This is a genomic window from Terribacillus saccharophilus (genome assembly GCF_002272745.1).
Lineage (GTDB): Bacteria > Bacillota > Bacilli > Bacillales > Amphibacillaceae > Terribacillus > Terribacillus saccharophilus_B.
Window position 1 is genome coordinate 129,313 of sequence record NZ_NPBD01000015.1, and the last position, 12,023, is coordinate 141,335.

Annotated in this window: 11 protein-coding genes; 4 read left to right on the forward strand and 7 right to left on the reverse strand. The window is 42.4% G+C overall.

Annotated elements, in window-relative coordinates:
* From CHH58_RS14895 to CHH58_RS14910, 4 genes are read right to left on the reverse strand one after another with little or no spacing between them, the layout of a single operon-like run.
* Positions 1 to 645 (reverse strand): lysozyme family protein, encoded by a 645-nt coding sequence (locus CHH58_RS14895; RefSeq protein ID WP_170937648.1) that lies wholly within the window; start codon positions 643 to 645, stop codon positions 1 to 3.
* Positions 629 to 3,241: a YfhO family protein gene (locus CHH58_RS14900; RefSeq protein WP_095261396.1), complete on the reverse strand. Its 2,613-nt coding sequence runs from the start codon at positions 3,239 to 3,241 to the stop codon at positions 629 to 631. Before CHH58_RS14900 ends, CHH58_RS14895 begins: the two co-directional genes overlap by 17 nt.
* Positions 3,231 to 3,635, reverse strand: a complete 405-nt coding sequence (locus CHH58_RS14905) for a GtrA family protein (RefSeq protein ID WP_095228691.1) — start codon at positions 3,633 to 3,635, stop codon at positions 3,231 to 3,233. The genes CHH58_RS14900 and CHH58_RS14905 overlap by 11 nt, the downstream gene beginning before the upstream one ends.
* On the reverse strand, positions 3,613 to 4,575 hold the full coding sequence (locus CHH58_RS14910; protein WP_095228689.1) for a glycosyltransferase family 2 protein: 963 nt from the start codon (positions 4,573 to 4,575) through the stop codon (positions 3,613 to 3,615). The genes CHH58_RS14905 and CHH58_RS14910 overlap by 23 nt, the downstream gene beginning before the upstream one ends.
* Positions 4,576 to 4,731: 156 nt before the next feature.
* On the opposite strand from CHH58_RS14910, the gene CHH58_RS14915 reads away from it, so the two are divergent.
* Positions 4,732 to 5,580: a Cof-type HAD-IIB family hydrolase gene (locus tag CHH58_RS14915; protein ID WP_170937649.1), complete on the forward strand. Its 849-nt coding sequence runs from the start codon at positions 4,732 to 4,734 to the stop codon at positions 5,578 to 5,580.
* A gap of 9 nt (positions 5,581 to 5,589) precedes the next feature.
* Here the strand turns inward: CHH58_RS14915 and CHH58_RS14920 are convergent, their stop codons facing one another.
* Positions 5,590 to 6,591 carry an NAD(P)/FAD-dependent oxidoreductase gene (locus tag CHH58_RS14920; RefSeq protein WP_170937650.1) on the reverse strand — a complete coding sequence of 334 codons (1,002 nt, stop codon included), beginning with the start codon at positions 6,589 to 6,591 and terminating at the stop codon, positions 5,590 to 5,592.
* Positions 6,592 to 6,718: 127 nt separating this feature from the next.
* On the opposite strand from CHH58_RS14920, the gene CHH58_RS14925 reads away from it, so the two are divergent.
* Positions 6,719 to 8,779, forward strand: coding sequence for a bifunctional diguanylate cyclase/phosphodiesterase (locus CHH58_RS14925; protein ID WP_095228683.1), 2,061 nt, complete (start codon positions 6,719 to 6,721; stop codon positions 8,777 to 8,779).
* Positions 8,780 to 8,796: 17 nt separating this feature from the next.
* Here the strand turns inward: CHH58_RS14925 and CHH58_RS14930 are convergent, their stop codons facing one another.
* The gene (locus CHH58_RS14930; protein WP_095228681.1) at positions 8,797 to 9,267 is read right to left on the reverse strand and encodes a nucleoside deaminase; all 471 of its coding nucleotides are present in this window, start codon (positions 9,265 to 9,267) and stop codon (positions 8,797 to 8,799) included.
* A gap of 180 nt (positions 9,268 to 9,447) precedes the next feature.
* On the opposite strand from CHH58_RS14930, the gene CHH58_RS14935 reads away from it, so the two are divergent.
* Positions 9,448 to 9,780 (forward strand): winged helix-turn-helix transcriptional regulator, encoded by a 333-nt coding sequence (locus CHH58_RS14935; protein ID WP_095220005.1) that lies wholly within the window; start codon positions 9,448 to 9,450, stop codon positions 9,778 to 9,780.
* A gap of 152 nt (positions 9,781 to 9,932) precedes the next feature.
* A complete protein-coding gene (locus tag CHH58_RS14940) occupies positions 9,933 to 10,235 on the forward strand; it encodes a hypothetical protein (protein ID WP_095228679.1) in 303 nt (100 codons plus the stop codon).
* 218 nt (positions 10,236 to 10,453) lie between these two features.
* Here CHH58_RS14940 and CHH58_RS14945 read toward each other — a convergent pair whose 3' ends face one another.
* Positions 10,454 to 11,815, reverse strand: coding sequence for an FAD-binding oxidoreductase (locus tag CHH58_RS14945; protein WP_095261398.1), 1,362 nt, complete (start codon positions 11,813 to 11,815; stop codon positions 10,454 to 10,456).
* Positions 11,816 to 12,023 lie beyond the last annotated feature (208 nt).

The following is a 12,023-nucleotide window of genomic DNA, read 5'->3' on the forward strand; positions in this document are numbered from 1 at the left end:
TTATTTGTCTTTAAAAGCTTCTTGAGCAGCCGGCAAATAACTATAGACCGCTTCTACGTATTGAATATCTCCGTAGCACGCATCCAGTTCTTCTGATTCTGGGCGTATACAGCGATAAATCTCTGGATTTTTGACCTTCTTATATTGCTCCTGAGAAAATTGAACCGCCAGATCTTCACTGAATGCACCACCGTTTTCGTTAACAAAACCGATAAAGCCGGCACCAAAATTATAAGACTGGATGGCTACATCTTCCTCTCCATCCGCTTCTTCTAGCATACGGAGGAAATGGGCGATTCCGTAGGCAACCGATTCTTCTGGATCCTCGATACAGCCTATTTCTCCGCATTTGCTTTCAGAGGCTTGCATCGGGTCATCTCCCCTGCCGCCGGATTCCTGCATCATCACAGAGAGAACAAGTGGTGCCAGAGACTCTTGACCCGATTTAGCCAATTCCTGTTCTATCGTATCCCGATAAGCCAATACATTCTCAGACAGTACTCTGCCTTCCTGTTGCTCATTGCCGTCATTCTCTACCACAACGGAAAGAATGAACAACAGAAAGAAGAGACCCAAACCGAATAAAAGTACTGTTCCAAACGCTGTAAATAGTGATTGCTGTTTTCTATTACGCTTCTTTGTCACCTTTCTCACCCGCCATATGACGTTTTCGTAAGAAGAATCCCCATGCTAGTGAAACGATCAGACTTCCAATACACAGAACAAGCAGCAAATTCCAATATGGTGGCCGGTAAGTGAAGACAATGTGGTTATCTCCGCTCTGCAGCTTTACGCCAAGGAACGCATAATCTGCTTTCAGAAGTTCTTGCCCCTCACCATTGACTGACACTTGCCAGCCTTTTTCATAAGGTACTGGTATTTTTAGATAGCTGTCTTCCAGTTGATTATTATAGTCTACTGTAACTTGACTGCGGCTGATAGTAAACGGAATCTCCTCCGCTTGAGCTGCAGCAGAATCGAGCTTTTGATAATCTTCATGCTGCAGACGGAAATCTTCGATGGTATAGCTTCCTTCCGGCAGGCGTATCCGGATTGTATCAGCTGCTTGCACTCGAATTGTCAATTCATCTATTTTCGTACGATAAATCGACTGTTGCGATTTTCTGTCTGTTTCGAACTCATTGACAGTCAAATCATACAATGGTGCGCTCACATCATTGTTTTTTAGATAGAAACTGATGTAATAATCTCCAGTCTGCGGCAAGTCCTCATCAAGTTGCAGATCCAGACCGCCTTCTATTTGTTCTACTTGGAGCTGCCCATCTTGATAAGTACCCCCTGCCGCTTCCACTGACACTTTATCCATCAGATTCGGAAGTGATTCGACCTCTTGAGTGGATTCACCGTCTGCAAGAACAATACCATCCAGCATTGCATGCTCCCGTTCAAGCGGTGTATGACTTTCCAATTCATTCTCCTGAAATACATTAGCAGTAACTCTCGCAAATGGCAGTAAGTTGTCATTCCGGTAAACAATATAATCACTGCTTTCCATGTACGGTCTAAACCCATATGGTGCAGCAATTGCCTCTTGTTTATCGAACATTATATACTTTCCGTTAAGCATACTGTATAGGTTTGCTCTGTTCCCAAAGCCTGAATAGCGGCTGACGCTTTCCCGTTTCATATCAATGTTCAAATCATGATAATAGAAAAACAGCAGCTCCTTATTCAGAATGCTAGAATAAATACTGATTCCTGGAAAACCTTGGACCATATTTGTATTATTACTGTCATCTGTTTTCCATTCGAGTCTGGTAAAGCTATCGTCTGACGCAAGCACATCATGTATCAGTTCCTGCTGTTCATTGCTTGCATATTTGTCACTTGTCAGGAGCTGGAGCGTGGAATTATCTACATTCCCAGCATCCGAGAGTTGCTTTTCCTGATGGGAATTGATCAGCGGTATATACGTTGCAAAAACAACCACCAAACAGATTCCTAACATCCATGCTTCCCTTTTTAACATATAGATAAGGAATGCCAGCAGCACAAGCGCTACTCCTGTCCAGACATACTTCGCCCAGTCATCTGCCCAATCAAGTGTCAAATCATGGTGCAGATAAAGACTATATAAAAGAACTGTAATCCCTATCGAAGCCAGCAGATGCCAATTCTTCACCTTGTACAATTGCGTAATTCCCACAGCGATAGTTCCTGCAACAACGAACATGGTTAAGTACTCAAATCGGTATTGCGGAGCTGAAAAACCATTGAAGATACTCGCTATACGAGGGCTTCCCTGGAAGAAAATGAACAAGATGCTTAATATTGCAAACAAGCGGAACAGCTTGTTTTTATAAAGTCCTGCTACACACATTAAAAAGACAAACAATACCGGCAGAAGTAAGGTTCTGCTTGTGAATAAGATGTTATCATCGTTCCCATAAAAAGGTATAGGATCGTCGAATGCCGGTCGGTAATTATTCAAAAAAGCATAAACAGAAGGAATGAATGAAATGGAACCGATCCCGAACCCAAGCAATACTGCCGGGATAAAATAAAGCAATTGGGATTTGATAGGCAACTCATCTTCTGATAACTTGATGAACCACCGAGCTATCACATATATTCCAATAAAAACAAAGCTTATGTATGAAAAATAGAAATTATCGAAAACGGATATGGCCACTGCGGCAATGAACCAGTAAGGTTTCCGCTCCCGGATAATTTTCTCCACTCCCAGTACTAGAAGCGGCAGCCAAAGAAAAGCGTTAGCGAAAAATTCCCAATACACGACATGCCTAAAATAAATGGCACTGCCGGCATAAAAGCACGACCCTATAAAAGCAGGTAGAAGAGGTATCCGTAAGTATCGGAACACCCCCACAGCCAGTAAAAGCGCCGCTGTAAGCCTGATGATACTAACTGGCAGGATGGCTTTTGCCCACGTGACGACATCAGGACTTCCAATCACATTGGCAATGTCCAGGAGCTTTATCACAAGCAATGTGACCAGATAAACGATGCTCGTCGAGAAATAATAAGCCAGCTGACTGTAAATACCGCCGCCAAGCCCAAAGGAGAATGAATAGAAAAAATTCCCCTGCGTATATTGTTCATACAAATGCTGCTTAAATGGCAGCATTTGCGCCATTCCATCATTTGGTCCCAGCATGAAACGGCCGTCAAAGTATTCCCGGATGAAATGCAAATGTACCAAAACAGCAAATGTGAGTGCTGCTAAAACGAGCAGCACCACTTTCCAACTACGCTTCATGTGTTACATCCTCACGTCCATTCTTCATAATTTTACTTGTGATAACAAACGTGATTGGCACGGTGAAGAAAACAGCCGCGATCGGCGCCACTGTTCCGCTCCAGCCGAAGCCTTCAACGAATATGTACACCAAAACAGATGATACGGCTATATTGACAGCCTGCGTCAGCGGGAATTGGAAAAACTTCCGCCACGTCGGCCGTACACCGTACGTGAAATAACTATTCAAGAAAAACGAAAAAATCATACTGATAATGATCCCAATCCAATGAGATACGAGGTAATAAACATCCGCAAGCTGATAGAAGAGCAGATATATCAGGTAATAGCAGATGGTGTTCAGCACACCGACAATGATAAAACGCGTAAACTCAAGCTTCCATATTTTTTTCATAATGTTTCTTTGCCTCGATATTCGTATCTTTTACTAGGTAATGCGGTCTGCGTTTTGTTTCGTTATAGATTCTTCCTATATACTCTCCAATTACACCTAGACTCACAAGCTGTACGCCCCCCAAGAAAAGGATGGCGGTAATCAAGGTGAAATAACCAGGTGTGATAACTCCTCGGACAAGCACTTCAACGAATGTATACAGAATATATGCCAGCGAGAGGAACAACACAATGAAGCCAGCATATAAGCAAACACGCAATGGCCTTGTATTAAAAGAAACGATCCCTTCAATTCCATAATTGATTAAATTGCCGAACGACCATTTTGATTCCCCATTCTGACGGGATACATTGTCATAATAGACTGTCTTCTGCTCAAAGCCTATCCAAGAGAACAATCCTTTAGAAAAGCGATTGCCTTCACTCAGTATTAACAGGGCATCGATAGCCCGGCGGCTAAGCAAGCGAAAATCCCCGACTCCATTTTGGATACGAACATCGATAAACCGATTAATGATCTTATAGTACATTGTCGAAAGCACTTTGCGTGGAAGGCTTTCACCTTTTCTGTTTCTTCGTGCGATAACCTGATCATAACCTTCTTCAAAACCTGCCAGCAATTCATGCAGCAGCGCAACCGGATGCTGCAAATCTGCATCGATAACGACAGCACAATCTCCCTTGGCATGTTGGAAGCCGGCCAATATTGCCGCCTCTTTTCCGAAATTTCTCGTGAAGGACACATACTGCACGTTGTAATGCATATCTGCCAATTCTTTTAGTTCCAATAGGGTGGTATCAGAACTGCCATCATCCACATAAATAACTTCATAGTCATAAGGTGAATATTGTAATTCTTTGGCAAGTTCTTCATAAAAGAGCTTAACATTTTCCGCTTCATTAAACGAAGGCACAATTACGGATAGTAATTTCCCAGCCATTCTTTTCCCTCCATTAGGTATGAACCATTCTATATGTATTGTTAAAATTGTGAGCGGCTTGACTCCTTATTATACTTTACTACCCTAATTTCGTCAGTTTAGATCCTATCCGAAAGAGGGAATATGTGTAAAAAAGGAGTAAAGGAGCAAAAACAAATGCGCAAATTAGTAGCAATAGACCTAGATGGAACATTTCTTAATCAGTATTACACTATATCCTCCCTGCATGCCAACACTGTAAAAAAAGCGCAGCAAAAAGGAGCTGAAATCGTTATAGCAACAGGAAGAGCAAACTTCGATGTGCAGCGTCTCTTTCAAAATGAGCAGCTTTCAACTTGGATTATCGGAGCAAATGGAGCCACCACTTATGATCCAAAAGGGAATCTGACAGTTGCTTTGCCTATGGAGACAATTTACGCAAAAGAAATAATCACTTGGCTAAATGAAGAGAATTATTATTATGAAATTGTCACGGATAATGAAATATTCATAACGAGTAAAGCAAAACAGCTGCTTCAGGATGAAATGGATATCGTCCGGAGCGCGGACAGAAGTGAAATGAAAAGAGCTCGCGAGCGCCAGCTTGGTCAGGCGAATCTCCAAGAGATAGAGGACTATATCGATGTCTTCCAATCAGAAAAGGAAATTTATAAGATAACGATTGTAAGCTTTGATGAAGAAAGACGACGTGTTGCGACCGATACATTAAGCAAGAAAGGACTGAATCTATTTTCTTCAGCCGATTTTAATTTAGAAATTGTTGATGGCAAAGCCTCAAAAGGAAACGCATTAAAAAAACTAGCAAAGAAATTAGACGTGAAGCAAGATGATATCATTGCAATCGGAGACAGCATGAATGACTTGCCGATGCTGGAGATTGCAGGCACGAAGGTAGCGATGGGCAATGCAACCGAAGAGGTAAAACAGCATTGTGACTATACAACCGAAACGAACGAGAAAGATGGCGTAGCCCGTATGCTCGAACGTGAAATAATACAAAAATAGAGGCTGCTATCAGCCTCTATTTTTTTGGTACTCAATTGTACTATAAACTTGCGCACTTGCTGAAGGATCCAGATACAGCTTCGCACTATTTACTGCAGTGATTGCCTCCGCGAACCCTGTTGCAATCAGCATATTTTTATTGGCATAATGCACGGCATCTCCTGCTGCGTAGATTCCCGACACATTAGTTGCCATACTATGATCCACGATAACCTTGTTTTTATCTGTTTCGATTCCCCAGCTGGCAAATGGCGTCTGCGTAAGATTTACATTTTCATAATATAACAGCGCATCTGTTTCATACATCATCTGCAGACCATCCTGTTCCACCAATAATGTGTGCAATCCTTGGCTGTTTCCCATTAGCTTGGTCACTTTATGATTGTATATTATGCGTATTGATGTCTCCTCAAGCGCTTCGATTACTTGAGGCGGCGTATACAGGAAATAATCCCGTTGATTAATTAATGTCACTTCCTTCGCCGTCTTCTCAAGTGCCCTTGCCCAATCAATGCCTGTCCGGTTCATTGCATAAACCGTGACACGCTTATCACGGAATTTCTCAGGTGACTTCAAATAATAATGCAGATTCTTTCCTTCATATAAAGGTGCTTCCTCAAGCCGCAGCGGTTTCATCTGGTAGGTTCCCATTCCGCTAGTGAGAATAATTGTCCGAGCCATATACAGCTTACCGGCAGATGTATTGATTTCAAATATTCCATTTTCCTGCTTTCTTATCTCCTCGACAAACTCACCTGTTATAATCTCCGGTTCTGCCTTCTTGCTTTGTTCAAGCAGTTTATCGACCATTTCTTCTCCAGTTGCAACCGGAAAAGCACCCACATCATAAATGTGCTTTTCCGGATAAAACTGCGCCACTTTCCCGCCGAAATCCGAGGTAGCTTCGATTAATAAAGTCGTCATCTTCCGTAGCTTTGTATAAAAGGACGCATACAGTCCGGTTGTTCCTCCGCCCACGATGATCACATCGTATATAAAATCATTTCGCAATGACAAATCCTCCCTGTTGCTTAAGAATTATTTACTATAATTTCACTGATATTAGTTTGCTTTTTCAAACCTTGGGTATACAATATCCCTATGACTATTTGACTATATAACAACTCGGAGGTTTTCCATGCAGGAAGTCACTGGTACGTATAACGTCACCTTTGTTGTCGTTTCTATATTTATTGCCATTCTTTCATCCTATATCGCCCTGGATATGTGCTCTAGGATAAACCGTACGACAGGCTGGCGGAAATTCTTTTGGTTTATCTCCAGTTCACTCTTGATGGCACTCGGCATCTGGTCGATGCATTTCATATCCATGCTGGCCTATAAGCTGCCCGTGGAAGTCACTTATGATCCCGGTCTTGTCATCTTATCCGTGATCTTCTCTTTTGCCGGTACATCCATTGCTTTTTATCTTGCTACTATAAGAATGACTGCATTCCGTCTCTTTGCAGGAAGTATCTCTATGGGAGCAGCAATTGTAAGTATGCATTACATAGGCATGATGGCCATGCGCTTGGACGGCATGATGCATCATGGCGGGCCGTATTACTACTTATCTATCATAATTGCTATTATAGCATCCTGCGTCGCGCTGCTATTGTTTCACTACTTCCAAAACCAGACTGGCCAAACACTGCATCTGTTTAAGTTTGCCAGTGCGATTACAATGGGTACTGCCATTTGCGGCATGCACTATACAGCAATGAAAGCGGCTGTTGTTCATGTGAATAGCGGCTCCATTTTGCCGGAACCGGTGTTCACACCGAATAATATCAACCTTGCTATTAGCGTAATGCTAGTCATCCTGCTGACACAGGTATTGGCTTTTGTCTCCACTTCGACAGATCAAAAGCTTGCCGAACAAGCAGACCGATTACAATATATCGCAAACCATGATGAGTTGACGAATATTCCGAATCGCCGTTACTTTGAGCAGCAGTTGCTTGGCTATTTGGAAGAGCGTACAAGTGAACCCGTAGCTCTGTTCTTCATGGATCTGGATCGTTTTAAAGCAGTCAACGATACGCTCGGTCATAAATTCGGCGACAAGCTGCTTCAGCTTGTGACGTTGCGCCTTTCACGGATGCTTCCAGAACGAAGTATGCTTGCTCGACTCGGCGGAGATGAATTCACGTTGCTTTATCCGGATGCAAAAAAGGAAGATGCAACAATGTTGGCACAAGCAATCATACAAAGCATAGAAGAGCCATTTTTCATTGAAGGCCGGAAAGTGACCGTCAGCACAAGCATTGGTATTGCTTTGATCCCAGATAATGGGACAACAAGCAAGGAAGTAATGCGATTTGCTGATATCGCCATGTATTTGGCAAAAGAAAGCGGCAGATCAAATTACAAGTTCTTTGCCAATGACAGCTTGCATGACTCACAGCCGCTTTTGCTGGAATCAGAATTATGTAGCGCCATTGGCAATGGAGAAATACAAGTTTATTTTCAGCCAAAGATGGCAAGCTCCGGCGACCAAGTATATGGCGTCGAAGCTCTTTGCCGCTGGGTTCATCCTACGCACGGCATTATTCCGCCCGGACAGTTCATCCCTCTGGCAGAAAAGAATGGAGACATCATCGCACTCGATAAGAAGATGATTGAACTTGTTTTTGCCGAAATGAATAAAGAAGCGTTCCGGGATCTTCATGTTGCGGTTAACATCAGCACCCAGCAATTTTATAACAATCGCTTCTTAAGCTTCATTCGCAAACAAATGGAGATATATCCTGAGGTAGATGTAACAAAGCTGGAAATCGAAATAACAGAGGAAACCGCAATTCAAGACGTAGAAGGTGCTGCACACACAATAATGGAGCTGAAGAAACTAGGAATTCGTATCGCGCTGGATGACTTCGGCAAAGGCTTCAACAGCCTCAACTACTTAAAACAATTGCCCGTTGACACACTAAAGATTGATCGTGCTTTCATTGCGAATTTACCTGAGGATTTTCAAGACCAGGCCATTGTCTCTTCTATCGTAACATTAGCGAAAAAACTACAGCTTTCTATTGTCGCAGAAGGAGTAGAAAGCCAAGAACAACTGACTTGGGTGCAAAACTTAGAATGTGATTATGCACAAGGTTACATGTTCAGCAAGCCGCTGCAAGTGTCAGATTTCTTAACCTATCTCAACACTTTCAATGCAACACATAAAAAGAAGGCGACCCTTGTATAAAGGAATCGCCTTTTTCTTTAATATTCCACTTTATCTTCTTTGTCTGTCCATGCTTTCATCGGATCTGCCGTTTGATTATCACGAAGCTGCACCGTATGAATTTTTCGTTCCTCATATGGTTTTTCAATTTCCTGATAGATGAAGGCATCATCGAATCCAATTTCTGCCGCATCCTTTTTCGTATAAGCAAAGTACAATGCTTTCGGGCGAGCCCAATAAATCGCTCCTAGGCACATCGGACATGGCTCACAGCTGGAATAAATGATACAATCCTCCAGCTCGAAGTGACCTAGATTGCTCGTTGCGTTACGTATAGCCTGTATTTCCGCATGTGCCGTTGGATCATGCAAGCTTGTTACCAAGTTCGTTCCTTCGCCAACGATTTCTCCATTCTTTACGATGACAGCACCAAATGGACCGCCCTTGCCGTTGTTCACATTTGCTACTGCTAATTTACATGCATAATCTATGTAATAATGATGATCCATCTTATCTCCTCCTACATCATACTTTCCTTATAATTATAGAATTTTTCTTAATATTTAGCCAGAACGTTAGTATAGAATTCTCTGCTTATAGGAACAATATACTTGTTACTTTTCGTAACCTCATATATAATGAAAAACAATAGATGAACTATACAGTGTTTTTTACAGAGGTGATGTTAGATGAAATCCGAAGAATTATGTCCGCGCTTTGAGTCAGGAATGGAGCTTTTAAGCAAACGTTGGACTGGCCTTATCATTTTCCGCCTCTTAGAAGGATCACAGCGATTTTCTGAATTGGAATCGTCCTTGCCGATCAGCGGGCGTTTGCTCTCCGAACGTCTTAAAGAGTTAGAAGCAGCAGGCATTGCAACAAGAACAGTATATCCGGACACACCTGTCCGTATTGAATATGAACTGACTGAAAAGGGTCGTGCATTGCACCCTGTGATTACTTCCATAAGAGAATGGGCGGAAAAATGGGTTACACCGGATGAACCAGCCCCAACAAAATAATATTTCTTTCAAACAACCTGCCCTTTGGATAGGACAGGTTTTTTTATATGGTTTAATTTCCGAATAGTAAGAATATTGATAAATAACCATTTACATTCTTACAGAATGGGTATATAGTAAAGAAATCAAAATGGATAGGAGGTGGGGAGGAAATGCAACGTAAAGCTGCTCTTTTGTTTATCGGACTTGTGCTGTCTATCATGGTGCAAGTAATGGTACTGCATCCAATGTATCAAATGGGAACAAATGATATTCAAGCACAGCACGTCGTCATCCACAAGGCTGATTTGCCGGATGATGAGAAACACTGGTTCCCGATCATTTCACAAACAGCAGTCCTGACTTTTCTGCCTGTGCTGCTCGTCACAAGTATGATGCAAGCACGCATGATGCAGACTAAGCAGGCGGTCCGGCATTTCCTGCTGGCCGTCTTCTATCAATCGAGTTACCGCTGAATAGAACTCCTTTTGCATTAGGTTGTTTTAGCAATCCAAAGGAGGGGACGAAAATGTTTGTGGCAAGAGCGATCATGGTCATAGCACTTTCAGTTAGCGCACTATCCATCTTTGCATATCAAGGCATTGAAGTGGTGCATGCAATCTCAGACCTATTCAGCAAAAAAGGATAAATAAAAAAGAGCGTATTCTTGAGGGGGAATACGCTCTTTTTCTATTTAATCAATTAATTTACCAGGATTCATTATTCCGCGTGGATCGATTGCCTGTTTAATGGTTCGCATCACATTATAAGCTGTACCGTGTTCTTTTAACTGATAGCTCTTCTTCCCTACTCCCACACCATGCTCACCTGTGCATGTACCGTCATGAGCAAGTGCATAGTCCACTATTTCTTTATGGAGCTGCTTAGCTGCGGTTACTTCTTTTGCATCCTCAAAATCTGCCATCGCAATAATATGGAAATTGCCGTCACCTACATGTCCTACAATGCCTGCCTCCAAGCCGCTTTCATCTACTGCTTGCCTTGCATGCAGGATTGCCTCCGCAAGCTCTGATATCGGCAGACATACGTCTGTGACGAGCATCCGTTTTGTTGGTGCAGCTTGTATGTAATAATAAGCAAGATTATGCCTTGCATCCCATAAACGTTCCTGTGATGCTTGATTGGTTTCTGTAAGGAATTCAGCCACATGAAATGGCTTCAATAACTCCTCCATCCGTTTGATTTGATGCTGAAGATGCTCAACCTCACCATTCAATTCGAAAAAGATTGTCGGCTGTTCGATGTAAGATGTATTAGCGAATCGATTGACATGTGCAACCGAGGCCGCATCAACAAACTCAATCCTAGCCAAATCTAATCCTGCTGTACGAAGTCTCACCACAGCATTAATGGCTTCTTCAAAGTCATCGAATACAGCACGAGCTGCTACACTTGCCTCCGGAATTGGATACACACGGAGAGTGAGTTCTGTAATGACACCAAGAGTACCTTCTGAACCTGCAAATAAACCAGATAGATGCAGTCCGGAAGAAGACTTCACGGCTTTCGAACCAGTATGTATAATTTCTCCGCTCGGCAAAACTACCTCCATATCCAATATGTTGTCCCGCATCGTACCATACTTGACGGTATAAGATCCGCTAGCATTCGTGCCCGCCATCCCGCCAAGCGTTGCTTCCGCCCCAGGATCTACACTGAAGAATAATCCATGCTTTCTTAGGGCATCATTCAATTGGAACTGTGTTAGACCCGCTCCGACAACGACATTACCGTCCTTATCACCAATTGTCTTAAGCTCATTCATCAATCCCAAATCAAGAGAGATACCTCCGTAATATGGAATTGCATGACCTTCTAAGCTGGAGCCTTTCCCAAAAGGAGTAACTGGTATTCCATGGCCGTTTGCAAACGAGAGAACCGTGCTGACTTCTTGTGTATTTTCCGGAAAGATGACGACATCCGGATCAGCCGCAGGGTGATAGGATGCATCATGGTTATGCTGGCCAATGACTGCTGTTGCTGTTGATATCCTCCCTGGATGAATTAATTTGCTCAATTCTTTCACAATGTCCATACCTAACTCTCCCTTCTATCTTATAAAAATAAGCTTAACATGAAGGGTCTGAATTAAAAAGCCGAACAGTCAGAATAATTAAATATAATAGAATTAACTGCGGAATGTATATTTTTATAAATAAAAAAAACAATAAAAAAGTAAAAAACCATTTTACTTCACATCAGTAAAATACTTTGATACCGCGGTTTCCCAGACGGTTAATTAG

Coding starts and splice junctions, on each gene's coding strand:
- CHH58_RS14935 (WP_095220005.1), top strand. CDS start 9,448: ATGAAATCCGAAGAATTATGTCCGCGCTTTGAGTCAGGAATGGAGCTT.
- CHH58_RS14930 (WP_095228681.1), bottom strand. CDS start 9,267: ATGGATCATCATTATTACATAGATTATGCATGTAAATTAGCAGTAGCA.
- CHH58_RS14940 (WP_095228679.1), top strand. CDS start 9,933: ATGCAACGTAAAGCTGCTCTTTTGTTTATCGGACTTGTGCTGTCTATC.
- CHH58_RS14925 (WP_095228683.1), top strand. CDS start 6,719: ATGCAGGAAGTCACTGGTACGTATAACGTCACCTTTGTTGTCGTTTCT.
- CHH58_RS14900 (WP_095261396.1), bottom strand. CDS start 3,241: ATGAAGCGTAGTTGGAAAGTGGTGCTGCTCGTTTTAGCAGCACTCACA.
- CHH58_RS14945 (WP_095261398.1), bottom strand. CDS start 11,815: ATGGACATTGTGAAAGAATTGAGCAAATTAATTCATCCAGGGAGGATA.
- CHH58_RS14915 (WP_170937649.1), top strand. CDS start 4,732: ATGCGCAAATTAGTAGCAATAGACCTAGATGGAACATTTCTTAATCAG.
- CHH58_RS14905 (WP_095228691.1), bottom strand. CDS start 3,635: ATGAAAAAAATATGGAAGCTTGAGTTTACGCGTTTTATCATTGTCGGT.
- CHH58_RS14910 (WP_095228689.1), bottom strand. CDS start 4,575: ATGGCTGGGAAATTACTATCCGTAATTGTGCCTTCGTTTAATGAAGCG.